This window comes from Loktanella salsilacus (assembly GCF_900114485.1).
Taxonomy (GTDB): domain Bacteria; phylum Pseudomonadota; class Alphaproteobacteria; order Rhodobacterales; family Rhodobacteraceae; genus Loktanella; species Loktanella salsilacus.
The window spans coordinates 1-25,283 of the sequence record NZ_FOTF01000023.1 but is presented as its reverse complement, the minus strand read 5'-3'; the positions used below and the strand labels follow the sequence as shown (position 1 = coordinate 25,283).

The 25,283-nt window shown below is 60.5% G+C and carries 26 protein-coding genes; 10 read left to right on the top strand and 16 right to left on the bottom strand.

Features of this window, described 5'->3' with window-relative positions; all coding sequences use genetic code 11:
* The first annotated feature begins 112 nt into the window (after positions 1 to 112).
* Positions 113 to 1,006 (top strand): Hint domain-containing protein, encoded by an 894-nt coding sequence (locus BM131_RS16230; RefSeq protein ID WP_139222667.1) that lies wholly within the window; start codon positions 113 to 115, stop codon positions 1,004 to 1,006.
* On the opposite strand, the gene BM131_RS16225 is transcribed toward BM131_RS16230, so the two are convergent.
* The 3 genes from BM131_RS16225 to hemB form a co-directional block, all read right to left on the bottom strand.
* Complete coding sequence (locus BM131_RS16225) at positions 996 to 1,574, bottom strand: nucleotidyltransferase family protein (RefSeq protein ID WP_090191180.1); 579 nt, start codon at positions 1,572 to 1,574, stop codon at positions 996 to 998. The genes BM131_RS16230 and BM131_RS16225 overlap by 11 nt on opposite strands.
* Before the next feature lie 22 nt (positions 1,575 to 1,596).
* Positions 1,597 to 2,151: a lipid-binding SYLF domain-containing protein gene (locus BM131_RS16220; protein WP_090191151.1), complete on the bottom strand. Its 555-nt coding sequence runs from the start codon at positions 2,149 to 2,151 to the stop codon at positions 1,597 to 1,599.
* Between the two features lie 106 nt (positions 2,152 to 2,257).
* Positions 2,258 to 3,259, bottom strand: a complete 1,002-nt coding sequence (hemB, locus tag BM131_RS16215) for a porphobilinogen synthase (protein ID WP_090191149.1) — start codon at positions 3,257 to 3,259, stop codon at positions 2,258 to 2,260.
* Positions 3,260 to 3,397: 138 nt separating this feature from the next.
* On the opposite strand from hemB, the gene BM131_RS16210 reads away from it, so the two are divergent.
* The 3 genes from BM131_RS16210 to BM131_RS20550 all read left to right on the top strand — a co-directional run bounded on the left by BM131_RS16210 (position 3,398) and on the right by BM131_RS20550 (position 7,744).
* Positions 3,398 to 3,922, top strand: a complete 525-nt coding sequence (locus tag BM131_RS16210) for a component of SufBCD complex (RefSeq protein ID WP_090191148.1) — start codon at positions 3,398 to 3,400, stop codon at positions 3,920 to 3,922.
* 61 nt (positions 3,923 to 3,983) lie between these two features.
* Positions 3,984 to 7,421 carry a transcription-repair coupling factor gene (gene mfd, locus BM131_RS16205; RefSeq protein WP_090191146.1) on the top strand — a complete coding sequence of 1,146 codons (3,438 nt, stop codon included), beginning with the start codon at positions 3,984 to 3,986 and terminating at the stop codon, positions 7,419 to 7,421.
* A gap of 59 nt (positions 7,422 to 7,480) precedes the next feature.
* Complete coding sequence (locus tag BM131_RS20550) at positions 7,481 to 7,744, top strand: excalibur calcium-binding domain-containing protein (protein ID WP_090191144.1); 264 nt, start codon at positions 7,481 to 7,483, stop codon at positions 7,742 to 7,744.
* A 3-nt stretch (positions 7,745 to 7,747) separates the two neighbouring features.
* Here BM131_RS20550 and BM131_RS16195 read toward each other — a convergent pair whose 3' ends face one another.
* From BM131_RS16195 to BM131_RS16175, 6 genes are all read right to left on the bottom strand, one after another.
* Positions 7,748 to 8,143, bottom strand: a complete 396-nt coding sequence (locus BM131_RS16195) for a cupredoxin domain-containing protein (RefSeq protein ID WP_090191142.1) — start codon at positions 8,141 to 8,143, stop codon at positions 7,748 to 7,750.
* 61 nt (positions 8,144 to 8,204) lie between these two features.
* Complete coding sequence (locus tag BM131_RS16190) at positions 8,205 to 8,849, bottom strand: DsbA family oxidoreductase (protein ID WP_090191141.1); 645 nt, start codon at positions 8,847 to 8,849, stop codon at positions 8,205 to 8,207.
* Entirely contained in the window at positions 8,836 to 10,314 is a 1,479-nt protein-coding gene (locus BM131_RS16185; protein WP_090191139.1) for a class I adenylate-forming enzyme family protein, read from the bottom strand. The genes BM131_RS16190 and BM131_RS16185 overlap by 14 nt, the downstream gene beginning before the upstream one ends.
* Positions 10,315 to 10,437: 123 nt before the next feature.
* Complete coding sequence (locus BM131_RS16180; RefSeq protein ID WP_090191137.1) at positions 10,438 to 10,782, bottom strand: hypothetical protein; 345 nt, start codon at positions 10,780 to 10,782, stop codon at positions 10,438 to 10,440.
* A gap of 284 nt (positions 10,783 to 11,066) precedes the next feature.
* Entirely contained in the window at positions 11,067 to 11,195 is a 129-nt protein-coding gene (locus BM131_RS20680) for a hypothetical protein (RefSeq protein ID WP_281245351.1), read from the bottom strand.
* A complete protein-coding gene (locus tag BM131_RS16175; RefSeq protein WP_425434311.1) occupies positions 11,192 to 13,009 on the bottom strand; it encodes an extracellular solute-binding protein in 1,818 nt (605 codons plus the stop codon). The genes BM131_RS20680 and BM131_RS16175 overlap by 4 nt, the downstream gene beginning before the upstream one ends.
* Positions 13,010 to 13,574: 565 nt before the next feature.
* Here BM131_RS16175 and BM131_RS16170 point away from each other — a divergent pair.
* Positions 13,575 to 14,606 (top strand): patatin-like phospholipase family protein, encoded by a 1,032-nt coding sequence (locus BM131_RS16170; RefSeq protein WP_090191135.1) that lies wholly within the window; start codon positions 13,575 to 13,577, stop codon positions 14,604 to 14,606.
* On the opposite strand, the gene BM131_RS16165 is transcribed toward BM131_RS16170, so the two are convergent.
* The 5 genes from BM131_RS16165 to BM131_RS16145 form a co-directional block, all read right to left on the bottom strand.
* Positions 14,599 to 15,201, bottom strand: a complete 603-nt coding sequence (locus BM131_RS16165) for a LysE/ArgO family amino acid transporter (RefSeq protein ID WP_175499396.1) — start codon at positions 15,199 to 15,201, stop codon at positions 14,599 to 14,601. The two genes, BM131_RS16170 and BM131_RS16165, sit on opposite strands and share 8 nt — an antisense overlap.
* Positions 15,198 to 15,926: a DUF502 domain-containing protein gene (locus BM131_RS16160; protein WP_090191132.1), complete on the bottom strand. Its 729-nt coding sequence runs from the start codon at positions 15,924 to 15,926 to the stop codon at positions 15,198 to 15,200. Before BM131_RS16160 ends, BM131_RS16165 begins: the two co-directional genes overlap by 4 nt.
* A 78-nt stretch (positions 15,927 to 16,004) precedes the next feature.
* Positions 16,005 to 16,919, bottom strand: a complete 915-nt coding sequence (locus BM131_RS16155; RefSeq protein ID WP_090191130.1) for a pseudouridine-5'-phosphate glycosidase — start codon at positions 16,917 to 16,919, stop codon at positions 16,005 to 16,007.
* The gene (locus tag BM131_RS16150) at positions 16,916 to 17,809 is read right to left on the bottom strand and encodes a PfkB family carbohydrate kinase (RefSeq protein ID WP_090191129.1); all 894 of its coding nucleotides are present in this window, start codon (positions 17,807 to 17,809) and stop codon (positions 16,916 to 16,918) included. The genes BM131_RS16155 and BM131_RS16150 overlap by 4 nt, the downstream gene beginning before the upstream one ends.
* Before the next feature lie 63 nt (positions 17,810 to 17,872).
* Complete coding sequence (locus tag BM131_RS16145) at positions 17,873 to 18,673, bottom strand: DUF4198 domain-containing protein (protein ID WP_090191127.1); 801 nt, start codon at positions 18,671 to 18,673, stop codon at positions 17,873 to 17,875.
* Positions 18,674 to 18,719: 46 nt separating this feature from the next.
* Between BM131_RS16145 and BM131_RS16140 the strand changes: the two genes are divergently transcribed.
* The 4 genes from BM131_RS16140 to tsf all read left to right on the top strand — a co-directional run bounded on the left by BM131_RS16140 (position 18,720) and on the right by tsf (position 22,565).
* Positions 18,720 to 20,006 carry a HupE/UreJ family protein gene (locus BM131_RS16140; RefSeq protein WP_245754276.1) on the top strand — a complete coding sequence of 429 codons (1,287 nt, stop codon included), beginning with the start codon at positions 18,720 to 18,722 and terminating at the stop codon, positions 20,004 to 20,006.
* A gap of 81 nt (positions 20,007 to 20,087) precedes the next feature.
* Positions 20,088 to 20,645, top strand: a complete 558-nt coding sequence (locus BM131_RS16135; protein ID WP_139222666.1) for a hypothetical protein — start codon at positions 20,088 to 20,090, stop codon at positions 20,643 to 20,645.
* A 188-nt stretch (positions 20,646 to 20,833) separates the two neighbouring features.
* Positions 20,834 to 21,601 carry a 30S ribosomal protein S2 gene (gene rpsB / locus BM131_RS16130; RefSeq protein WP_090191122.1) on the top strand — a complete coding sequence of 256 codons (768 nt, stop codon included), beginning with the start codon at positions 20,834 to 20,836 and terminating at the stop codon, positions 21,599 to 21,601.
* A gap of 91 nt (positions 21,602 to 21,692) precedes the next feature.
* Positions 21,693 to 22,565 (top strand): translation elongation factor Ts, encoded by an 873-nt coding sequence (gene tsf, locus BM131_RS16125; RefSeq protein ID WP_090191121.1) that lies wholly within the window; start codon positions 21,693 to 21,695, stop codon positions 22,563 to 22,565.
* Positions 22,566 to 22,794: 229 nt separating this feature from the next.
* On the opposite strand, the gene BM131_RS16120 is transcribed toward tsf, so the two are convergent.
* A complete protein-coding gene (locus BM131_RS16120; RefSeq protein ID WP_245754275.1) occupies positions 22,795 to 24,144 on the bottom strand; it encodes a TrkH family potassium uptake protein in 1,350 nt (449 codons plus the stop codon).
* A 2-nt stretch (positions 24,145 to 24,146) separates the two neighbouring features.
* Complete coding sequence (locus BM131_RS16115) at positions 24,147 to 24,809, bottom strand: potassium channel family protein (protein ID WP_090191119.1); 663 nt, start codon at positions 24,807 to 24,809, stop codon at positions 24,147 to 24,149.
* Between the two features lie 227 nt (positions 24,810 to 25,036).
* On the opposite strand from BM131_RS16115, the gene BM131_RS16110 reads away from it, so the two are divergent.
* A partial coding sequence (locus BM131_RS16110) for a helix-turn-helix domain-containing protein (RefSeq protein WP_139222610.1) occupies positions 25,037 to 25,283 on the top strand: 247 nt, incomplete at its 3' end.

Genomic DNA, 25,283 nt, shown 5'->3' with positions numbered 1-25,283 from the left:
CACAGCCTCCTATCCCCTTGGATAGCTAAGTGTAGCAACCGACTAGGCCCGGTTGTTTGAGTTTTCAACTGTGCAATATCTCGCTGTGACACCTATTTGGGGGAATAGCGGTATGGTAAATTTTAACACTTCGAACACTTCGAACACTTCACTTAACGAAACGGTGGACGGCGATTTTGCCGATGATCATGCCGATGATCACATTGACGGGCGCGGCGGATCGGACCCGAACTGTGGCGCTGCTCGCAACGACAATCTGACCCATCGTAGCGACGTGTCCCTGGACGCAGTCACTGCAGACGGCGGCTGTAAAATCAGCGACATTGACGTGCTGGCCCTGCAGGCCGGGATCGACCGGGGTGATTGGACGGACGTGCGTTTCTACTGCAGCGACGGTGAACTTATCTATGACAGCACGAACCCGGTCGCGGGTCAGGACGATAGCACCTTGCCGGAAAATGGCCGGGTCACGTTGATGGATGGCAATAACGTCGCATGCCACGTCAGCCTGTCCGAGATTGAAAAGCTGGTTAGCGGTTTTGACTTGGGCGACCGCATCGCCGCGTCGGACCAAGAGGTGACAGACCTGTCCGTCGACGACATATTCCTGACGCAAGATACGGACACGGGCCCGATCATGCAGAACGGTCAGCGCAAGTTGTCCCCAAGCGACCTGCACCGCGCGACCCGATCACAGACCGATCACGCGGCCGCCGGATCGCTGGGTGATAGCGTGCCAATGCATGATCGGGTGCTGTCACCGAAGCACCAGCTGCTGATAGAGGCTCAGCGCGGCGCGTTGCTTTTCGCAGAGCTGGACCGAAAGCTTTCCGTCCAGAAAGAACATGGGTGGCGGCGTGGCACCGGCGCCGGGGGCCGGAAATTTTGGACGGTTCGCAAAGTCGGGTACAAGATTTTGGGGCGGTGGATCTCAACCAGTTCGCACGTCGTTGAAAAATCGCGAAGCGTGCAAGGTGCGCGCGTTATTAAACATTTCAGCCGTTGAACGCGGCCCATGCTTCTGGCGTATCAAGGTCAAAGACCGCGCGGTCATCCGTAAACGGCACCAAGATTGTACGGGCGCGCAAGGGCCTCACCACACTTGCCCCGCCGTCGTCGCCGCTCAGATCCGCGAATGCAGGCCGCAGGCTGGCGTCGAACAAGACCGGGTGACCCGGCGTGCCATCTGGTGCCGCGCCGCGCCAGATCAAAGCGTCCGGGTTCGCATCGCGGGCTGCGAGCACCGCGGCCAGATCATCCGATGTGATCAGCGGCAGATCCGCCAAAACCATCATGAAAGCCGGGCAGGGCGGCAATTGCGCAACGGCCCCGCGCAGGGTGCCTGATTGGCCTTCTGCGGCCTCGGGCACCAAAAGCGGCGTGATGGGCAGACCGTCCAGCAAGGCCAGACGCTCTGCCGCGCGGTGCTTTAGCGCGACAAAGGTGTCGCCGACCGCCGCCGCCTGCATCGCAATGCGCCGCAGCAGCGGCTGGCCGCCCACCATCATCGACAGCTTATCCGCGCCGCGCATGCGCGACGATGTCCCCGCGGCAAGGATCAGGATTGGGATCATGTCACCTGACCCAGCGTGCATCTTAAGGAATGATACGCGTGTATTTCGTGCCTTCCAGCGTCGCGCCGATGCGCAGACCGGTTTGCGCAAAGACCACGGCGATCACGGGGGACAGGGACGTAATCGTCTCGGCCCGCAGCACGTCGCCTTGGTCGGCGGCAACATATTCAAGGTCAGCGCCCGCAGCCCAACCCATCGAGGCCCGGAAATCCGCCAGCGCGTTTTGCGTCATGAAAAACAGCACATGGCTGTATTGCTGCGCGCCAATCTGCAGACCCGCAGAGCCGGAAGCGGCAGAGTAATAGTCAACAGTGGACCCGTTAATCTGCAACGCACCGCGCCCATATGACCCGCCAAGGCCAAGGCCCAGTTCGGTCACCAGCGGCATCACCAATACGCCAGCGGCCTTTTGCCCCAGATCGCGCGTACCGGGATAGGTGTCGTACATGAACGACAAGGTGCTTGCGACCCGCGCGTCGATGGTCGATCCGCCGTTCTGGTTCACGCCATTGCCGCAAGCCGCCAGCATCGTCGCCGCGCCAGCCGCCACAAAGTGCCGCCGTGTTAAGTTTGTCATAATTGTCTGCCTCTATACTGCCACCAGCGCGTTTTCCGCACCTGTTGTGGCGCAAACTATAGGTGGATCAATCTTTGCTGTCACACGCTAATTACAGCGCAGGCGGTTACATGCGGTTTAGCAGCTTTGCGGCTTCTGGGGCAAAGTAGGTTAGAATGCCGTCGCAGCCCGCGCGTTTGAACGCCAAAAGGCTTTCCATCATCACTTTGGGACCGTCCAGCCAGCCGTTCTGGATCGCGGCCTGCATCATCGCGTATTCACCGCTGACTTGGTAAGCATAGGTCGGCACGCCGTACATGTCTTTGACCCGGCGGCAGATGTCCAAGTACGGCATGCCCGGTTTTACCATGACCATATCCGCGCCTTCCATCAGGTCGCGTTCCACCAGCCGCAGCGCCTCGTCGGCGTTGCCGGGGTCCATCTGATAGGTGTTCTTGTCGCCTGTCAGCGCAGCCGATGCACCGACCGCATCGCGGAACGGGCCATAAAACGCGCTGGCGTATTTGGCGGTATAGCTCAGGATCGCGACGTCGATATGACCCTCGGCCTCTAACGCTTTGCGCATCGCGCCGATGCGGCCATCCATCATGTCCGACGGGCCAAGGATATCGGCACCCGCCTCGGCCTGCGCCAGCGCCATCTTGACCAGCGCATCGACAGTGCGATCATTCACAATGCGGCCATTTTCGACAAAGCCGTCGTGGCCGTTGATGTTGTAAGGATCGAGCGCGATATCCGTCATGATCGCAATCTCTGGCACCGCGTCTTTGATCGCGCGGATCGCCTGATTGCTGATATTGTCCGGCGACCACGCCAGCGCGCAATCCTCTGTCCGCTCTTCCATGCCGGTGTAGGGGAAGATGCACAGCGCCGGGATGCCCAGCTTATGCGCCTCTTGCGCGGCCTTCACGGCGCGGTCGACGGTTTTGCGCGTCACGCCGGGCATAGACGAAATAGCATGTTCGTCGTCTTTGCCGGCCATCACAAAGATCGGCCAGATCAGGTCATCGACGCTTAGCCGGTGTTGGCGCGACAAGCGGCGGATCGCGGGCTTCGCCCGCAGGCGGCGCAGACGTGTGGCGGGAAAGGGGGCAAGGGTCGGTTTCATGGCATCACTCTCATCTGGCTGGGCCTTTCTGTCACACATCTTGACCTTGCACGGAAAATTCCGCGCGGCAAGTCTGGGCATCCCCGCGCGGCGACACTAGGGTCTGAAAAACGTGTAGCAAGCCAGAGAGTCCGCGTAGTGAACTGGAGCAATATCCTCTTTCAGGTAATCGACCTGCGCTCGTTTTCGTCGGTGTGGTATTGGATCATGCTGGCGGTCCTGTGGTCGTCGGTCAGTTATTACGTGCTGGGTGTTCCGTTTGACCTGATTACCAAGGCGCGGCGTCATGGCGGCCAGCAGCAGGACGATATGATCGATTTGGTGCGCATCAACGTGAACCGCCTGCTGGGCATCGCCCATACCGCGGGCTTGATCATGACAGGTTTCGCATTCTTCGCCCTGACAACGCTGGCGCTGCTGGGCTTTTACTATGACGTCGAAATGGCGCAGGCGCTGTTTCTTGTCGCGCTGCCGCTGTCCATTGTCGGTGCCGTCAGCCTGTCCAGCGCGCGGAAAATCCGCACCGCTGATCCAGAGCCAGACCAGCTTTACGCCATGCTGATGCGCCACCGGTTGTGGACGCAGATCATTGGCATGTGCGCGATCTTTGTGACCGCTATGTTTGGCATGATCCAAATGATGGCGGTTGTGCGGGGACTTTAGGCCGCAGCCAGACCCCGTGCCGCGCCTTGACACCGGGGCGGATGCGGATACTTCACCTGTCATGGTCAAACACATCACGCTCGCCGGTGCGCCCGAAGGGTTCGACGCCAAACTGATCCTCAAGGAAATGGAGAGTTCCGGCCAGCCGGTCCTTCATGTCGCCCGCGACGACAAACGTCTTGCCGCGATGCAGGCGGCGCTGGGGTTCTTTGCGCCGGGAATGCCGGTGTTTACCTTTCCCGCGTGGGATTGTTTGCCTTACGATCGGGTGTCGCCCAACGCCGATGTGTCTGCCGCACGGATGGCGACGCTGGCGGCGCTGGTCCACGGGATGCCGCCAAAGTTTGTGCTGCTGACATCGCTGAACGCCGCGACCCAGCGCGTGCCTGCACGCGCCACGCTGCGCGAGGCGGCCTTTACCGCCCGCGTCGGGTCCCGCGTGGATGAAGCTGCACTGCGCAACTTCCTGACGCGCATGGGTTTTTCCCAAACCGCCAACGTGATGGAGCCGGGCGATTACGCCGTGCGCGGCGGCATTATCGATATCTTTCCGCCGGGCCAAAGCGGGCCGATCCGCCTTGATCTGTTCGGCGACACGCTGGACGGCGCGCGCCGCTTTGATCCCGCCACCCAGCGTACGACCGAAAAACTGACCGAGATCGAGTTGGCCCCCGTCAGCGAAGTCATTCTGGACGAGGCCGCGATCACGCGCTTTCGCCAAAGCTATCGCATCGAATTTGGTGCCGCTGGCACCGACGATCCGCTGTACGAGGCCGTCAGCGCAGGCCGCAAACATGCGGGCGTTGAACATTGGCTGGGCTTTTTTCAGGACGATCTGGAAACGCTGTTCGACTATCTGCCGCGCGGCACGATCACCCTGGACGACCAGACCAGCCCGCAGCGCCTTGCGCGTTGGGAATCGATTGCGGACCAATATTCCACCCGGATGCACGCCCTGACGCAAAAGGGGCGGATGGATTCCGTCTATAAACCTGCGCCGCCGCAGCAACTGTATCTGGACGATGCAGCCTGGGACAAGGCCGTCGCAGACCGCCGCGTGGTGCAATTCGCGCCGCTGCCGCAGGCGACGGGCCACGGCGTGCTGGATGCGGGCGGGCGGCCCGGGCGCAATTTCGCGCCGGAACGCCAGCAGGAAAACCTAAGCCTTTTCGGGGCTTTGGCAGGTCATGTTAAGGCGAAAGTCGCCAAGGGTCCGGTGATCATCGCGTCCTATTCCGAAGGTGCGCGCGAACGTCTGACCGGCCTGATTGAAGACGAGGGCATCGGAGAGGTCATTCCGGTCAGCGACTGGTCCCGCGTTGGCAAATCCGGCGTGCATCTGGCGGTCTGGGCGCTGGAAGCAGGATTCGAGGCACCGGGCGTCACCGTTATTTCCGAGCAAGACGTGCTCGGCGACCGTCTGATCCGTCAGAACAAGCGCAAGCGCCGGGCCGATAATTTCCTGACAGAGGCAAACGCGCTGTCCCCCGGTGATCTGGTCGTGCACGTCGATCACGGCGTCGGCCGCTTTATCGGACTAGAGGTCGTCACCGCCCTTGGCGCGGCGCATGAATGTCTGACGCTGGAATATGCCGAAAGCAGTAAACTTTACCTACCTGTTGAGAACATTGAGCTTCTCAGCAAGTTTGGCCACGAGGAAGGCTTGCTCGACAAGCTGGGCGGCGGTGCATGGCAGGCGAAAAAGGCCCGCCTGAAAGAGCGCATCCGCCAGATTGCCGAACGGCTGATCCGCGTCGCTGCCGAACGCGCCCTGCGCAAGGCGCCTGTGCTAGAGCCGATGGACGGCATCTGGGATCAATTCCTAGCGCGCTTTCCTTATGCGGAAACCGACGACCAGCTGGCGGCGATTGACGATGTGCTGACCGATCTGGAAAGCGGCCAGCCGATGGATCGCCTGATCTGCGGCGACGTCGGGTTTGGTAAGACAGAGGTCGCGATCCGCGCCGCCTTTGTTGCCGCGCTGGCCGGCGTGCAGGTGGCCATCGTGGCCCCGACAACCTTGCTGGCCCGCCAGCATTATCAAAGCTTTGCAGAGCGTTTCCGCGGCTTTCCCGTCGTCGTGCGGCCCCTGTCGCGCTTTGTGTCGGCCAAAGACGCCGCCGCCACCCGCGAGGGGCTGACGAATGGCACCGTCGATATCGTGATCGGCACCCACGCGCTGCTGGCAAAGTCGGTCAAATTCCGCAACCTTGGCCTGCTTGTCATTGATGAGGAACAGAAATTCGGCGTCCAGCACAAGGAGCGCCTGAAATCGCTGCGCACGGATGTGCATGTGCTGACCCTGACCGCCACGCCAATCCCGCGCACGCTGCAACTGTCGCTATCGGGCGTGCGCGATCTGTCGATCATCGGCACGCCGCCCATCGACCGCCTTGCGATCCGCACCTACGTCAGTGAATTCGACACGATCACGATCCGCGAAGCCTTGCTGCGCGAGCATTATCGCGGTGGTCAGTCGTTCTTTGTCGTGCCGCGCATTTCAGACATGGACGAGATGGTCGAATGGCTGAAAACCGAGGTGCCAGAGGTCAGCTTTATCACCGCCACCGGCCAGATGGCGGCAGGCGAGCTGGATGACCGCATGAACGCGTTTTACGATGGGAAATACGACGTGCTGATGGCCACGACGATCGTGGAATCCGGCCTTGATATCCCGACGGCCAACACGATGATCGTCTGGCGCGCCGACATGTTCGGCCTGTCCCAGCTGTACCAAATTCGTGGCCGCGTGGGCCGGTCCAAGACGCGGGCCTATGCGTACCTGACGACCATGCCGCGGCAGAAACTGACTGATACCGCGCAGAAACGTCTGCGGGTGCTGGCCAGCCTGGATAGCCTTGGCGCGGGCTTTACGCTGGCGTCCCAGGACCTTGATATTCGCGGCGCGGGCAATCTGCTGGGTGAAGAACAGTCAGGCCAGATGCGCGAAGTTGGCTATGAGCTGTATCAGCAGATGCTAGAGGACCAGATCAACGCGATCCGGTCCGGCGCGGCTGAAGGATTGCAGGACGATGGCGAATGGTCACCGCAGATTAACCTTGGTGTGCCGGTCCTGATCCCAGAGGATTACGTCCCCGATCTGGACGTCCGCCTTGGCCTATATCGCCGTCTGTCCGATTTGACGACCAAGGTCGAACTGGAAGGTTTCGCCGCGGAAATGATCGACCGTTTTGGCAAATTGCCGAAAGAGGTCAACACGTTGATGCTGGTCGTGCGGATCAAAGCCATGTGCAAAAAGGCGGGCATTGGCCAGCTGGACGCCGGGCCAAAGGGCGCGACGATCCGGTTCCACAAGGACAAATTCGCCAATCCGACCGGGCTGGTGGACTTTATCGGTGATTACAAAGGACAGGCTAAGGTGCGCGACAACAAGATTGTCGTCATGCAGGACTGGACGCGAGAGCGCGACAAGATCCAAGGCGCGTTCAATATCGCCCGTGATCTGGCTGCTAAACGCGCCGAGGCGTTGAAGAAATAGATTGGCAATACAACCAAAGGGGTTAAGGGTTTATTAACCTTCCCCTCTTTGGTGTGTTCATGTTGCGATTTGTTTTGGCTATGGCCGTGATGCTGCCCGGTGCAATCAGCGCGCAGGAAATGGTGCCGCTGTCGCCGCCGTCCGTGCAAATTTTTCTGGATATGGTGCGTCCGGTGCAATCATTCGATTGCAGTGATCGCAGCTGTAAGGCGCTGTCCAGCTGCGAAGAGGCCTGCCACAAACTGCTGGTTTGCGGTCAGGCCAAGCGCGACGGCGACAATGACGGTATCCCTTGCGAGAACCTGTGCCGCCGCCGCTGCTAAGGCTTAGGGGTTTACGATAACCGTGCCGATCATGCCTTGGCCGACGTGCGGCTCGCAGAAGTACTGATAGGTGCCGGGTGTGGTAAAGGTGTGCGTAAAGGTCGCGCCGGGTGCGATTTCGCCGGAATCAAAAGGGTCTGCGCCGTTTGGCAGTTTGACGGCCTGCGCTTCGATTTGCGTGTCCGCAACAGTCGACACCGTATGTGTAAAGGTCGAGATGTTGCGGAATTCCACCGTGTCGCCCGAATTGATCGTGACCGCATTGGGCGCGAAGTTCAGCGTTGCGGTCATGTCGACGATTTTGTCGACGCCAGCAAGCGTGATGCCATCAACGGCAGGGCCGCTACCGGCGCAGGCTGCGGCAAATGCTAGCGGGGCGAGGGCGAAAAGGACGCGCATAGGGGAACTCCAATAATATGATATCACCGGGTGAACGCCTGCTGCGCGGCCTTTGTTCCCCTTAGGCGTCCTTTGCGATTTGGCTTTGGATATCGGTGATGATCTGCACCCACATTTCTGTCGGCTGCGCGCCGGGCACGGCGTGCTGGTTCGCGATGATAAAGGTCGGCACAGCGGAAATTCCCATTTCGCGGCTATGCGCATCGCGGGCGCGGATGTCGTCAAGATCGGAATCGCTGGTCAGCAGGCGGGCGACGATGGCCGCATCTAGGCCTGCTTCGTCCGCCAGATCGGTCAGCACTTCGTTGTCGCCAATATCGCGGCCTTCGACGAAATAGGCTTTGAACAGCAGGTCCACCATCGGCGTTTGCTGCTTTTCGATGCCCGCCCAATGGATCAATCGGTGCGCGTTCATCGTGTTCGGCGTGGTCTTGATCAAATCAAGGTTGATCGTCAGGCCCGCTTCTTCGGCCTTGCCGACGACGGGGGCATAGGCCTTGACCGCTTCCATCTTGCCGCCGAACTTGCCTTCTAGATAGGCGCGGCGGTCCATGCCTGCGGCTGGCATATCGGGGTTCAGCTGGAACGGGTGCCATTCGATCACAAAGGGATGGTCCGGCTTTTGTTCTAATGCTTTGAACAGGTTGGCCTTGCCAATATAGCACCACGGACAGATTGGATCGGACAGAATATCAAGCTTGACCATGTGCGGCCTCCCATTCGGTGCGCAGCGCGCGGCGCAGTAGTTTATTGTTTGCGCCGCGTGGCAGCGCGGAGCGGTGGACATAAATGCGGGGCACTTTGTAAGCGGCAAGGTGCGCGCCAGCAAATTTCCCTAATGCGCCGTCGTCTATCACGTCTGGCCCGGTATAAAAGGCTGCAATCAGCGTCAGTGTGCTGGACACGCGCACTTCGGCGCAGGCGACTTCGGTGATGCCGGGGTGGCGGGCCAAGACGGCCTCTACCTCTCCCGGGCTGACGCGGGTGCCGCCAGCGTTCATCATATCGTCGGCGCGGCCCGCATAGGTGATGGCGCCGCTGGCGTCGCGGGTGGCTTCGTCCCCGGTTAGGAACCAGTCGCCAGCATAGCGGGCGGCGGTGTCCTGCGGCTGGCCAAAGTAGCCCAGCAACAGGCCGGGATCGCTGCGGTGGATCGCGATTTGGCCTGTATCGCTTGGTCCATCCGCGCCAATCAGCGCAATTTGCCGTCCCGGTTGCGGATAGCCCAGCGCGCCGGGCGGCGCCGGCCGCTGCGGGCTGCCAGAGATGAAGGTCGAGCATTCGGACATGCCAAACGCCTCGTAGATCGCGGTGCCGGTCTGGTCCTGCCACGCAGCGCGCAGCGGCTCTGGCAGTTTTTCACCGGCAGACAACCCGTGGCGCAGGCTCGGGATCGCGGGCATTGGCTGCCTAAGCATCCGCCTGTAAACCCCCGGCGCGGCTGCGAAAATCGTTGCATGGTGTGCGGCCATCAAGGCGGGCAGGGCGCTGGCATCGGTGCCATCGCGCGGAATGATCGCGGTGGCGCCGATGCTCCATGGATCCATCAGGCCGGTGCCAAGGGTATAGGTCCAGTTGAACGCACCCGCGTGCAGCAGGCGGTCGTCCGGGGTCAGCCCGTACCAGCCGTCCCACATCATCCGCCGCGCCCAGATTGCGCGATGCGCATGGACCACGGCGCGGGCATGGCCGGACGTGCCAGAGGTATAGACGATATAGGCCGGCCGGTTCGGATCGCCCATGGCGTAATCCGCCGGCGGCAGCGTTTGCAGGGCGGCCAGATCCAGTTGTGCCAGCACGGGCCAACTGCCACTTGGCGCGGCTACGCCGCCCGCTTGCACAACCAGCGCAGGGCGCAGCTCTGCCGCCATCTTGTCGACCTCGGGCACCGTCAACTGGGACGATGTCGGCACCGGGATCAGGCCCGCTGCGATGCAGGCAAGGTAGGTGATGGGAAAGTCAGGCGTATTGCCCAGCCGCAGCAGCACATGATCGCCGGGGCTTGCGCGCCCCAGCAAACCCGTCGCCAGCCCGCGCACGGCGCGTTCCAGCGCGGCATAGGTCCACACGTGCAGGCCCGGCACGATCAGCGCAGGATGATCCGCGCGCAGCTGCGCCTGCGACAGGACATAGGCTGCCATGTTGAACGATAAGGGGGGCGGGTTTTGCATGATCCTTGGCTAGCATGGCTGGGATCGGTTGCAAGTGCGCGATTGCGGCGCGCGTCATGGGCGTTGGTCTAATGGGGGTATCTCAGCAGGTTTATGCAACCCGCTGAGACGGTATTTCGGATCTTACGCGCGGCCCACGGGGGCGGCAGCGGCAGTGTCGTCGCCGAACTTGGCGTCGTCATCGCTGACGTCTTCGCCAGCAGGCACATTCGCGGCAGAGCCGAGGATGTTGGCGTTGTCGTTCTGCTCTGCCATCGTGACGTCGATCGGCTCGCCGCCCATCAACCAGTCAGCAAGCTCCATCTGGGCTGCGACGCGGTCTTCGCCTTTGGATTTGGACAGGTAGTCCAGAAAACCGTCCTGGTCGCCGTCAATCGACAGCACTTCGGATTCGTTCAGGTTTGGCCACTGCGTCAGAATGCGCGGGGTGTAAGCGGCCCAGTTCTGTGAAACGTCTCTCCATTGCATGGGTATATTCCTTCTTGTTGTTCGTTGCGGGACCAACGAGCCGGGTGTCACTTCTGTTCCGATCAAACAGGCGCAAAAGGCCAGCAGCACCCGGTGTAACCCCGGCACCGCATGATTGCGCAAGAATGAACGTCGGTCGTAGGACCTGATTTAACCCCGCAAAGGTGCCATGGGCGGCGCGGGGGACAGCGTGACTGCCGGATTGGCAAGGCTGGTCGATGAAGGCCACCAATAGGCCCCCCCATAACAAAGTGCAACCTGTGTCAGGGGGGGCTTGGCGCGGCTTAGATCACAACATCGGCAGCACCAAGGGCAAGCTGCCCCGCGCCAATCGCGGTATTGCCCACAACGCGCACCGGCGTGCAGGCGCTGATGGCCGCAAGCGCCAACAGCAAGGCGGCGGCGCGGATCATTCCTGCCACCACCAGACGTCAGGCTGCCATCCGTTCCAGTCACCCCAGCTGGGGATGACATCGGGGTATGTCAGCTGCTTGGCATGGGCGAGGCGGCTGATATTCCACTGATAAATCGGGATGTAATAGCGGCCAGCCGTCAACACCCGGTCCAGCGCCTTGACCGAGGCCACAAAGTCCTCTTGGTCGGTCGAGGTCAGCAATTGCCCGATCAGCGTGTCGATCGCCGGTGATTTAACGCCCATCAGATTGCGCGATCCCGGCACGTCGGCGGTCTCGGACCCCCAGTACAGGTACTGCTCGTTGCCCGGCGACAAGGACACGGCGACGCGGCCATAGGTCATGTCGAAATCCAGCGCGTCGGTGCGTTCCTTGTACTGCGCGGAATCGATGGCCGTCACGGTTGGCGAAATGCCGATCCGCTTGAGGCTTTGCACATACATGTCGATGATCGACTGGTTTTCCGACGCGCCGCTTTCCAGCAAGATGTCAAAGGTGAACGCCTTGCCTTCCGCGTTTTTCATCACGCCGTCCTGCACGGTCCACCCCGCCTGAGACATCATATCCAGCGCCTTGGCTGTGCCCGCGCGGTTCCGCTCTGATCCGTCAGAGACAGGCAGCGCGTAGCCTTCTAGCGTGCCGGGGATAAGCTCGTCTTTGAACCGCTCTAGCATCTCGGCCACGCGGCCTGTGGCGGGGCCTGCGTCCATACCCAGATCAGAGTTCGACCAATAGGAGGTGATGCGCGGCTGCGCGCCGCCGGTCATCGCCTCGTTAATGAACTCAAAGTTAAAGGCCTGCAGCATCGCGTCGCGGACCTGCCAGTCAGCGAACTGATCGTGGCGCGTGTTCATCACGAAACCGGTCATGCCGGATGGGCGCTCGTGGCCCAGTACCGATTTGACCACGTCGCCGCTTTGCACGGCCGGAAAGTCATACTGGCTTTCCCAGCGGGCGACGTTGAATTCACGGGTTGATGTGACTTCGCCTGTTTTGAACGCCTCGAACGCGGCGGTTTCATCGGCGAAGAATTCGATCCGCACCTCGTCCAGATTGTGCAGGCCCTTTTCCACCGGGATCGCATCCCGGCCCCAGTAATCCGGGTTCCGTTTCAGCGAGATAAAGCGCCCCGCCTCGAAATCGTCGATGACATAGGGGCCGGATGTGATGGGGACCAGATCAAGCCCGCCTTCAGCGAAATCGACGCCGTCCCACTGGGCCTTTTTCAGGATCGGGCGCAGACCGGCCAGCATGACCAATTCGCGGTCTTCCACGTTAAAGGTCAGACGCACAGTACCGGGGGCGACCTCTTCGATCTTTTCGACCTTTTCCCAAAAGCCGCGATAGCGGCCATGGCCTTGGGTGCCCAGCGTTTCAAACGACCAGATCACGTCTTCGGTCGTCACAGGGCTGCCGTCGGAAAATTTGGCCGCCGGGTTCAGCACATATTGCACCCATTCGCGGTTTGGTCCGGTTTCCACCGACTGCGCCAACTGGCCATATTCAGTAAATGGTTCGTCCAAGGACCGCACCATCAGGCTTTCGCCGACCAAAAACCGCAACTGCCACGGCACGTTACCCTTCAGCACATAGGGGTTCAGGCTGTCGAAGCCGCCGACCTCTGCCGTGACGATCCGCCCGCCGGTGGGGGCGTCCGGATTGGCATAGGGCATGGCGGTGAAATCCGCGGGCAGGGCGGGTTCGCCATACATCGCGATGCCGTGGGCGGGCTCTGCGCCAGTCATGCCAGCTGTAGCAATTATCAAAGCCGCCAGCCCGGCGCTGCGCGCTAGGTGCCTTAGTGTCGTCGTCATAGTGCCATGTCCCCGTTCGTGATCATTGTTTCGCCCCACGCTAAAGAGGGTTTCGAGTCTTATCAAACTTTTAGCTTGGATACCGGTGCAGAGAAGATTATACAGAACTCACTGCTCGATAGGTTTCTTGCCTGTATGAAACCTGCCTCAATAACTACACCCCGGCTTCGCGCCGGGGTTTTTTTTGTCCAAAATTACGCGAAAACCCTTATTTTGTGGGTTATCAGGGCTTTACGAGGTGTTCCTCAGATCTGCAAGTCCTGACGATTCTTGCGAATCCAAAAGGCGGGAATCGGCCAAGAATCGGTCTTTGGGCGCGATGTTATTTGCGGGGTAGAGTGAATCAATTCGCTAATTCGGGGGGCATGTCGTTCCGCGTCGGTCAAAATTGGCCGACGGCTGAAACACACCTGAAACAGCCCGTGTTGTTGTACCTGCCGCGATGATGTTTGGACTTTTGCAATCAGATCGGGCATCATTGTGCAGGTGCAGCATTTTGCGAGGGCAAGGCGATGCGGGCAGATCAGGCAAAGCGGCGCGGGTTCAGTGGGCAAAGGTGCAGCCGATGATCCGCATTAACCTCGGCCTGCAAGGCGGCGGCGCACATGGCGCGTTTACCTGGGGCGTGCTCGACCGCCTGATCGAAGAAACCGACATCGAAATCGCAGCAATTTCAGGCACATCCGCTGGCGCGATGAACGCTGCCGCCTATAAGGCGGGGCTGATCGAGGGCGGGCGCGACGGGGCCAAGGCGCGGCTGGATTGGTTCTGGGAAAAGGTCGGTGCGGTCAACACGCCCTTTTTGCAGGACTGGCTATCCGCCCTGTCGCCGACGGTGCGCGGCATCGCGACTCTGCTGGAATTATCCCCCGGCTATCAGGCGTTCGACGCCGCCTCTCGCGTCGTGTCGCCCTATATCTACGGCCCGCTTTTGCGCAATCCACTGGCCGCGATTCTGGCCGAGATGAGCTTTGATCACGTGTGCAGCACCAAAGGCCCGCAGCTGTTCGTCGGTGCCACCAACGTGCGCACCGGACGTATCCGCGTGTTTTCCGGGACCGAAATCAGCGACGCCGCCCTCATGGCCTCGGCCTGTTTGCCGACGCTGTTTCAGGCGGTGGAAATCGACGATCCGTTGACCGGCGAAAAAGAGGCGTTCTGGGACGGCGGCTATACCGGCAACCCGGCGCTGTTTCCCTTGTATGACAAGGACTTGCCGAACGATCTTGTCATCGTTGGCATCAACCCCATCATCCGCCGCACCTTGCCGCGCAGCACAGAGGCGATTGCCAACCGGATCAATGAAATCGGCTTTAACGCGTCCCTTTTGGCAGAGCTGCGGGCCATCGCCTTCGTGCGCGATTTGCTGGACACAGGGGTGATGCAGGCGGGCACGATGAAGCGGGTCATGCTGTATATGATTGAAGACGACGCGCTGATGAACGATCTTAATGTGGCGACCAAAACGATCCCCGTGCCAGTGGTCCTGAAACAGTTGAAATCAGCGGGACGGGCGGCGATGGATACGTTCTTGATCAATAACAAGGACGATCTGGGAAAGCGTGAAACCCTTGATCTGAATGGGATGTTTAACTGATCAGCTTGATCGCCAGCGCCCACATGACAAGGCCGATGCCGGTATCCAAAACGCGCCACGCGCGGGCGGATTGCATCACCGGACCCAGCAGCCGTGCGCCATAGCCGAGCGAGAAGAAGAACACGAAAGACGCCGCCACCGCGCCGCTGCCAAAGGCCCATTTGAGCGCCGCGCCGTGGAAATCCGTCGATACCGCGCCGACCAGCCCCAGCGTGTCCAGATAGACGTGGGGGTTCAGCCAGGTAAAGGCGGCGGCCGTAGCAAGAGTGGGCCATAACGCCTTGGTTTTGCCTGTTAATTGCAGCGCATAGTCACCGCGCCACGCAGCAATCAGGCGCTGTAGGCCGTAAACCGCTAGGAACGCCGCGCCAGCGTAGGCCATGATTTGCGGTAGCGACGGAAACAGTGCGACCATCGCGCCAAATCCAAGCACACCCGCCGCAATCAGCAGCGCGTCAGAGGCGGCGCAGAACAGGCACAGCCAGAACACATGCGCCCGCGCCAGCCCTTGGCGCAGGACAAAAGCATTCTGCGCGCCAATCGCTAAAATTAATGAAAACCCGGTAATGAAACCTGTAAATGCGGCCGATATCATGCGGTGATAGGGGGCAACTTAGGATCCTTGGGGTTCGGATACACAAGCCCCGCCGAGATGACGAGCTTGGCCGCATCCTCGACGTTCATATCCAGAATGATGACTTCGGATCGGGGCAAAAATAGCAGGAAGCCAGAGGTCGGGTTGGGCGTCGTGGGCAGGAAAACCGTCGCGATTTCGGCCTCTCCCGGCAGTTTCGCCGCGATTTCACCCTTAGCCGCGGTGGAGATGAAGGCGATGGCCCAGATCCCCTTGCGCGGATATTCCACCAGACAGGCGTGATCAAAGGACGTATCGCGCTGGCTGAACACAGTTTCAGCGATCTGCTTTACGCCGCTATAGATGCTGCGCACGACGGGCGTCCGATCAACCAGACGTTCACCAAAGCGGATTACGGCGCGGCCGATAAAGCCTTTGCCCAGCCAACCTGTGATCACGGTGAAAATCAGGAAAACAAAGACACCAACGCCGCGAACATTCACCGCAATGGGCGGCGCGCCGTCGGTGCCAAACCAGCGATTGATCAGCTCGTCAGGATGCCAGCGGTTCGGCACAAACGGCCAAACCCAGCCGTCCACCCAACCGACAACGGTGTAAATCAGCCAAAACGTCAGGCCAATCGGGGCGACAATGATCAAGCCGGCCAGAAAATTGCCGCGCAGACGGGCAATCACGCCGGGGCGGCGCGGGCGCTTGTTATCGTCGGGGTGGGGATCATGGGTCATGTCAACATCCGTCAGGTCCAAGCGCAGAAATAGGCTGTGCTGCCCGCACTCACAAGCGCGGGCAGCATGGCGGGCAGCTTATTCGGCGGCGTTGACCATCTCATTGGCAATCGCGGCGGCCAGACGGGCGTTATTGCGCACAAGTGCGATATTCGACGTCAGCGAACGGCCTTCGGTCAGGGTAAAGATCCGGTCCAGCAAGAAGGGCGTCACCGCCTTGGCGCTGATGTTTTGCGCGGCGGCATCGGCCAGCGCCTGATCAATGATCGGGGCCAATTCGTCAGCGGGGATCTGGTCGGCTTCCGGGATCGGATTGCAAACCAACTGGCCGCCGGGCAGGCCCATGATATTGCGCACGATCAGCGCGGCGGCGATGTCGCGGGCCGTGTCCATGCGCAGCGGGGCGTTCATGTGGGACGTGCGCGACCAGAACGCGGGCAGGGTGTCTTGACCATATGCGATCACGGGAACGCCAAGCGTTTCAAGCACTTCGTAGGTTTTGTTCAGATCAAGGATCGCCTTGGCACCTGCGGCGACGACGGTCACTGGCGTCTGGGCCAGTTCCTGCAAGTCTGCGCTGATGTCAAAGGACAGTTCTGCGCCGCGGTGTACGCCGCCGATGCCGCCCGTTGCGAAAACGCTGATGCCGGCCAGATGCGCGGCGATCATCGTGGCTGCCACAGTTGTCGCGCCCGTGCCGCCGATGGCGATGCAGGCGGCGATATCGGCGCGGGACAGTTTCGCGACATGCTCGGCTTGGCCAAGCGCGGTCAGGGTGTCGTCCTCTAGTCCGATGTGCAGCGTGCCATCGATGACGGCGATCGTGGCCGGGGTCGCACCTGCATCGCGCACGTCTTGTTCCACCAGACGCGCGGTTTCCACGTTCTGCGGGTACGGCATGCCGTGGGTGATGATCGTGCTTTCAAGGGCGACGATGGCGGTGCCGGCGTCCAGCGCTTTTTGCACTTCTGCGCTGTAAGTCATTGGGATCATAGGGGAGTCTCTCCGGATACGTAGGTTGCCGCCGCATCTAGCGCGCGGGCAAGGGCGGCGGGGCGATCTAGGCCCTGCCGTTCGGACGCGATATGCGCGGCCATGAAGGTGTCGCCAGCGCCAGTGACGCGGGTGACAAGGACGGCGGGTGGGTGGGCTGTGATCACATCGCCAGCGGTGCCCTCGGACGCGGCGCGGCCGCCGTCGGTGACCAGCACTCGGTGCGCGCCGCGTTCCAGCAAGGCGGTGCAGGCGCTGGCACTGTCGTCGAAATGGGTCTGGCACAGCAGACCCGCTTCTTCGAGGTTCACGTAAAGCGTTGCAGACGGATGGCCCAGCAGGGCAAGCAGGCGTTCCGCTTTGCCCGGTGAGGCAGGCGCCACGCGCAGATCGGCGGCGGCGAACAAAGGCGAGGCGGCGATGATACGCAGCAAATCGTCGGTCAGGTTGCCGTCCAGCGCGATCAGGCCCGCATAGGGTGCCTCTGCCGTGCCAAGGCGGCCATCAGACATGGCGCGCAGAATTTTGTCGCCAGCCGCCTCGAGCGAGTGGGCGTCGGCGATGGCGGCGATCAAGCCGTTGGCCGCCTCGATCGCCATATAGACGTCTGTGGGCAGGTCATCGGACCGATACAGGAAATCGCAGTTCAGGCCCATGTTCTGGGATTCGGCGATCAACTCGTCACCTTCGGTGTCGCGGCCGATGACGGTCAGCAGCGCGGGCTGCAGGCCAAAGCGTTTCAGCGTCATGGCAATATTCATCGCCACACCGCCGGGCAGGCGGGTGATACGGCCGGGCACGTCGGACCCGGTCCGCATGTGGCTGGCGGTGCGTCCGATCACGTCCCACAGGACGGAGCCGATGCACAAAATGTCGGGTGTCTGATTCATGCCGCCCTTGTCGCCCGACCTATCGCCGGGCGCAAGACGCGCGGATCATTCAGGCAAAGACCGTTATTCCGAAATTGCCCAAGTCATGTTCGCCCAGAGCGTTTCCCACAGCGCGCCAGTTTGGTCGGCCATCGCCTTGGCAGGTTCGCGGATCACCACGGCGTCGGCCATATAGGTATAGCCGGGTTTCACAGGGACGGTGACCATGCCCTGCGCGTCCGTCTTCAGAAAGGTCTGCGTCACGGTGCCATTTGGCGCGCGGTCGTACACTTCGAACCGGACGTTGGCGCGGGGGGCGTCGCGATACCACAGCTGGAACCGCATCCCGTTCGACACGTCATCCGTATAGGGATTTGTCAGCGCGACGATTTCAGTCTCTAACCCCGTGCGGCTGTCTTGCCCTGCGCCATTGCCGACAGCGACAAGCGACTTGGAATAGCGCGAATAGATTTCTTTGAACGCCTCCTCTTTCAGGCCGCGGGCGCGGTGTGTGTCGATGATGCCCGTGAAGTCTTTATGTTCGGTAAACCGCACAAAGGTGTCCCAGTCTTTGTAATCGACGGTGGCGTTGCGGGCTTGGTACACCAGCACGTTCAGACCCTCTGCCGGGTTCGCCATTTGCACGGCGGGCACATCGCCCACGCGCCCCGGCACAGGCGTGACCTGTCCGCCGACGACGTCGTCAAATCGCACAAAACGCTGGGGCAAAAACGGAAGGTTCGTGCCCGTATAGTCCGATCCATTGACAATCTGGGCGGTCAGGGTAGCGTCCGGGGCAACGGTGAAATCCGTCGGCTCAATCCAGTATTCATGGGCGCTGACAGGGGACGCCAGAATGGCAAGTAACAGGGTAAGACGACGCATGATGAGTTCCTTTTGGTTGAAAAGCAGGGTGAGGCTTGCGCAGATATTGTCAAGCTTTGCCCTTGTCCTGCTCACGCTGGTGTCACCGGCACGCGCGCACGAGGTGCTGCCGTCGATCACTGATATGACGCAGGATGGATCGACGCTGGTCTTTGATATGCGTTTGAATATCGAAAGCTTTCTGGCGGGCATTAACCAAGCGGATGTGGCCGACACGAACGAATCCGCGCAAGCGGCGAGTTATGACGAATTGCATGCGCTACCCCCTGATGCGCTGGACGCGCGGTTCCGCGATTTCTGGCCGGATATGGCGCAGAACATCACCGTGCAGGTCGGCGATCAGGCGCTGCCTGTGACGCTGACCAATGTGCATGTCGCAGATGTCGTGGACGAAGACGTCGCGCGCCTGTCCGACATCCAATTCACCGCACCACTGCCAGAGGGTGCAGAGGCCGTGCAGATCGGCTGGATCCGCCCCTATGGCAGCCTTGTGGTGCGCCAGATGGGCGTCGAAGACCCCTATGACGGTTTCCTAGAGGCGGGAGAGATGTCGGCCCCTATCGCCTTGACCGGTGGCAACGCCATGGGCGCGTTGGCGACGTTCATCAACTATGTGCCCACGGGCTTTGACCACATTGTGCCCTTGGGCGTGGATCATATCCTGTTCGTGCTGGGTCTGTTTTTCCTGTCTTCCGCGCTAAAGCCGCTGCTGTGGCAGGTGTCAGCCTTTACGCTGGCGCATACGATCACATTGGCGCTGGCCGCGCTTGGCTATGTCACCGTGCCCGCCAGCATCGTAGAGCCGCTGATCGCCCTGTCGATCGCCTATGTCGCGGTGGAAAACATCTTTTTGCGCCGCCTGTCGCCGTGGCGCCCGTTCATCATCTTTGGCTTTGGTCTGCTGCACGGCCTTGGTTTCGCATCCGTGCTGGCCCAGTTCGGCCTGCCAGAGGCGAACTTTGTCCCCGCGCTGATCGGCTTTAATATCGGCGTCGAAATCGGCCAAGTCTGCGTGATCGGTGTGGCCTATCTGTGCGTCTACATGGCCCGCGAATACAGCGGGAAGGGCACGCGCAGCGGTGTGGCGGCGGCGCTTTATCTGGCCGCAGCAGCGGCAGTGCTGGCGATTGCGGTGCCGCTGTCGATCTTTGCCCCAGACCTGCTGGGCGATCTGTTCCCGCTGCTGGCGATCATCGCCGTCATGCTGGGCCTGTCCGGCGCGGCTGTGAACGTGGGACAATACGACACCTATACCAACATGGTCGCGATGCCCGCGTCCGTTCTGATCGCGCTGGTTGCGGTCTATTGGGTGATCGAGCGGGTGTTCCTGTAACGCCCCAGCGCTTTGCGGCTTGACCGCAGGGCGCCCATTTGTGACTTTCCGCCCCAAGTTATGCGGGGCGGAGGCACATTCATGCGCAAGACATTCATCGGGGCCGCGAGCCTTGCCGCGCTGCTGGGCTGCGCATCGCCTGTGCTGCAAAAGGCGCCGCCGCCGATGGACCGGGCGGCGCAGGCAGCGGCCTTTGCCGCCTCAACCCAGACCTATCTGGTTGGCACACTTGATCCCGCGCTGGACTATTGCATTGCCCATCAAAGCGGCGGAATCGCTGATCGCGCTGGGTTGATCGCGGCAGGTTTCGCCGCGACCAACAGCGCCACGATGACCAAGCCCATCGCTGGCAATATTGGTAATCCGCCCACGGGCGGCTCTGCCTTTGTGGTCCAGACCAGCGGCTGCACGATCCGCACCAACGGCTTTTCCATCGGCGCGCGCGATCTGAATGACGCTGTCGATGCACGGTTCATCGCGATGGGCTACACCGCTGTTACCGCTAAGGAAAAGGGCCGCATGGGCATACCTGAGCCGTACCGCGGTTTCCGCCGGGGCGAACGGGTGCTGGGCGTCACGAACAGCACCTCTGGCGCGTCTGGTGTGCCTTTCGTGTCCATCAATATGCAAAAGCTTTGACGCGGCGCGGCGCTGTGCCTATCCGCGCACATGTCGCGCCTTGCAATCGGCGCACGCGCCTTTTATAGAACGCGCACGTATCCCGCAGGCGGGGGCGGGTGAGGCGGGGAGAAATCCCGCACCATCCACCGGTTGGACCACAACGGTCTGATACCCCCGCTGAGGCTAAACCGGAAAAGGATAAGACCATGGCTCTTCCCGAGTTCTCCATGCGTCAGCTGCTTGAAGCTGGCGTTCACTTCGGCCACCAGACCGCACGCTGGAACCCTAAGATGGGCGAATACATCTACGGTTCGCGTAACGGCATCCACATCATGGACCTGACGCAGACCGTTCCTATGCTGGAACAAGCGCTGCAACTGATCCGTGACACAGTCGCCAAGGGCGGCCGTATCCTGTTCGTCGGCACCAAGCGTCAGGCCCAAGGCCCGATCAAGGACGCCGCTGAAAAGTCCGCTCAGTTCTACATGAACCACCGCTGGCTCGGTGGCACGCTGACCAACTGGCAGACCGTGTCCCAGTCCATCAACCGTCTGAAGCAGATCGACGAAGCTTCTGAAAACGGTTTCACCGGCCTGACCAAGAAAGAGCGTCTTGGCATGGAGCGTGAGCAGGGCAAATTGACTGCGTCCCTCGGCGGTATCCGCGAAATGGGCGGCGTGCCTGACCTGATCTTCGTCATCGACGTCAACAAAGAAGACCTGGCCATTCTGGAAGCACAGAAGCTGGGCATTCCTGTTGTCGCCGTCGTCGACACCAACTGCTCGCCCAAGGGCGTTGACTATGTCATCCCCGGCAACGACGACGCAGCCCGCGCGATCCAGCTGTATTGCGATCTGGCTGCTCGCGCTGCGCTGGACGGTATGTCCGCTCAGCTGGGTGCTGCTGGCGTTGACATGGGTGCCATGGAAGAGCTGATGGCTGAAGAAGAGGCTGCTTCTGCTGTTGACGCATAAGCGTCACGCGTAGCTGTCTATATCCATCGGGGCAGGGGCCTAAGGCCTCTGCCCTGTTTTCAAAGAATTTCCCCTATTCAGGAGAGTGAACATGGCAATCACCGCTTCAATGGTCAAAGAACTGCGCGAATCCACCGGCGCAGGCATGATGGACGCGAAAAAAGCGTTGACCGAAACCGATGGCGACATGGAAGCAGCAGTCGATTGGCTGCGCACCAAAGGTCTGGCCAAAGCTGCTAAGAAGTCCGGCCGCACCGCTGCCGAGGGCCTTGTTGCCGTCGCAACCGAAGGCGGCAAGGGCGTCGCTGTAGAAGTGAACTCGGAAACCGACTTCGTCGGCAAGAACTCCGACTTCCAATCGATGGTCAGCAAGATTGCAACTGCAGCAATCGCAGTGAACACCGTCGAAGAGCTGAAAGCCACGTCCGTTGATGGCAAGACCATCGAGCAGACCGTGACCGACGCCATCGCCATCATCGGCGAGAACATGTCCGTGCGCCGCATGGCGACGCTGAACGCATCGAACGTCGTGTCCTACGTGCACAACTCTGTTGCACCCGGCATGGGCAGCATCGGTGTTCTGGTCGGCTTTGACGGCGACAACGAAACGTTCGCGCGTCAAGTTGCCATGCACATTGCCGCAGCAAACCCTGCCGCACTGGGCGAAGCTGATCTGGACCCGGCCATGGTCGAAAAAGAGAAGTCTGTGCAGATGGACATCGCGCGCGAGTCCGGCAAGCCAGAAGCTGTGATCGAAAAGATGATCGTGGGCCGTATGGCAAAGTTCTTGGCCGAATCCACCCTGCTGGGCCAAGCATTCGTCGTGAACCCCGACCTGACCGTCGAGAAAGCTGCTGAAGAAGCTGGCATCAAGATCACCGGTTTCGTGCGTCTGGAAGTCGGCGAAGGCATCGAAGTCGAGAAAGAAGACTTCGCAGCCGAGGTTGCCAAGCTGAAGGGCTAATCCCTTTTAGCGATACGATATTTAAGGCGCGCTGGGTTTAGGCCCGGCGCGTTTTTTTGTGTTTGGGGGGCATTGAGATCCGCCCAATTGCGGACGACGCAGGGCCATATATGGGGCTTTGCCCGCTGCCGGTTGGTTCTTGAACCAGTGGCGCACCAACCGACGGCCCCCCAGGATATTTTTGCCAAGAAGACGTGGGCAAGCGGATGCAGTCGGGGCAGGGCGCTGTTTAACCTAGGTAAATTTGTCCGGCGGGGTATTTCACACGCGGGGCGCTGCGGGTGGCGAGGAAAAATCCGATGGTCAGCGGGCCGACGCGGCCGAAGAACATCATCACCATGATCATCGACAGACCGAATGTATCCAACTCTCCGGTTGTGCCGCGTGACAGGCCGACCGTGCCGAAGGCAGAGGTGACCTCGAACATCAGGTCGATGAATTCGCCGTCATGATTGATCGTCATGGCAAAGATGCCGCCGGCGACCATGATCATGCTGACCGTGGTCAAGGCCATGACCTTCATGATTTCTTCAAGCTTGAGGCTGCGGCCGAAGACGTGCAACGACGATTGGCGGCGAAAGAACGCGACCGTGGCGAGGATGAGCACGATAAGCGTCGTGACCTTGATGCCGCCAGCCGTCGATGTGCTGCCGCCGCCGACGAGCATTAACATCATGGTCATAAGTGTGGTGCTATCGTGCATTGCGCCTGTGTCGATGGTGTTGAAACCGGCGGTGCGCGGCGTGACGGCTTGGAACCAGCTGGCCCATAGCTTTGCGCCGGGTCCCTTTAATCCGCCAAGGGTGCCGGGGTTGGACCATTCCAGAAAGGCGAACATCACAAAGGCAAACGCAATCAGGCTGCCTGTACCGACGAGCATCAGCTTGGAATGGAGCGTCAACGCGCCCCAACGCCGTTTTTGGTAGATGTCGCCGACGACGATAAAGCCAAGGCCGCCGAGGATAAACAGGGCAGGGATGGTTATATTGACAATAGGGTCGTCCACAAAGGCACTCAGGTTGCCGGGGAAAAGCGCAAAGCCTGCGTTGTTAAATGCCGATACGCTGTGAAAAGCCGCATACCACAGGCCTTGCGCCCAGCCGAATTGCGGCACCCAAACGATGGAAAGGGCCAGCAGGCCAACAACCTCGCACAGGATCGCGACTGAAAAGATAACGCGCACGAGCACTGTCAGATTGTTCAGGGCCGTTTGGTTTAAGTCTTCGCGCAGGATCAGGCGCTGCGGCATGCCGACCGGAATGCCCAAGGCTGACAGGACAAGCACGGCAAAGGTCATCAGGCCAAGGCCGCCAAGTTGGATCAGGATCATGATCACAGCTTCGCCGAACACGGTAAACGTCGTGCCGACATCGACCGTCGACAGGCCCGTCACCGTCACCGCAGAGGTTGAGATAAAGAGCGCTGTGAACAGCGATACAGGCTGCTGGACCGAGATCGGCAACCACAAGACGCCGCCGCCGATGAGGATCGAAAACAGGTACAGCAATGCCAGTGTCGCGGGCGGCGGCAGGCGAAACGTTTGCAATCCCAGACGGCCACGGGCGCTTTTGCGTGCCACGGTCACAGGCTCTCGGCGAAGTCGTGCAGATCTTTGCGTTGCCCAAGCAGCAGCAGCAAATCGTCACCTTGCAACGTGCAATCCGTGCTATCTTGGCCCGCGAATTCCGTGCCGCGCATGACGCCGACACATCGCAAATTGTAATCCTTGGTATGGGGCAAATCGGACAGCTTGCGACCTTCAAGGCTTTTGGGAATGCGAAAGTTTACAACGTGATAGCCATTGCCAAGGCTGACATAGTCACGCACCAGCGGATTGTTCAGCACCTGCGCGATATGTTGGCCGACCTCCAGCTCGGGATGGATAACGCGGTCAACGCCAAGCTTGAGTAGGATACGGTGATGGGTCTTGGTCCGCGCTTTTGCCCAGACGATGGGCACGCCGATCAGTTTCAGGTTCATGACCGCAAGGATCGACGCTTCTAGATCGTCGCCCATGGCGACCAAGCCAACGTCGCAATCGCCGATCCCAGCCTCGCGCAGCGCCGCGTCATCACGGGCGTCGACAATCATGGCCTGCGATATCTTGTCCGCCATATTGGTCACGGCTTGTTCGTTCACGTCGATGCCGATGATATGGTTTCCAAAGCGCGCTAGCTCGTTCGCGACGGTGCTGCCAAAGATGCCAAGGCCGATGATGCCGAAGGTGCGTTTGCCGTATGCCATGACGATCTGTCCTGTTTCGTGCAGTTCAAGGCAGTCATAATACTTTGGGGGCGCAGTGAAAGTAAGAAGTTCAAAGCAACTGTGGCAAGAGTATATATTACATAATACATATTATACGTCCAACGGATGTACGCGCAAAGTTAGAATGTCTCACATCTGCAAAGTAGAAGTGTCACACTTCCCTCTTGATCAAGCAGGATTGGAGTGTGGCCGTGGGATTGATGATCATGAGCGAGCGCGAACTGAACCGCATTGAAGTACTGAGCCAAGTGACACGCGGCGTGATGACGGCCGTGACAGCAGCCAACGTGCTGGGATTGAGCCGGCGACAGGTCCATAGGTTGCTGAAGGATTTTCAGACTGGAGGTCCTGGTGCCATCCGGCACAAGGCGCGTGGTCGTCAATCCAACAATTGGATTGACCCAGCGGTGCGTGAGTTCGCCGTGACGTTGGTCAGGGAGAAGTATAGCGATT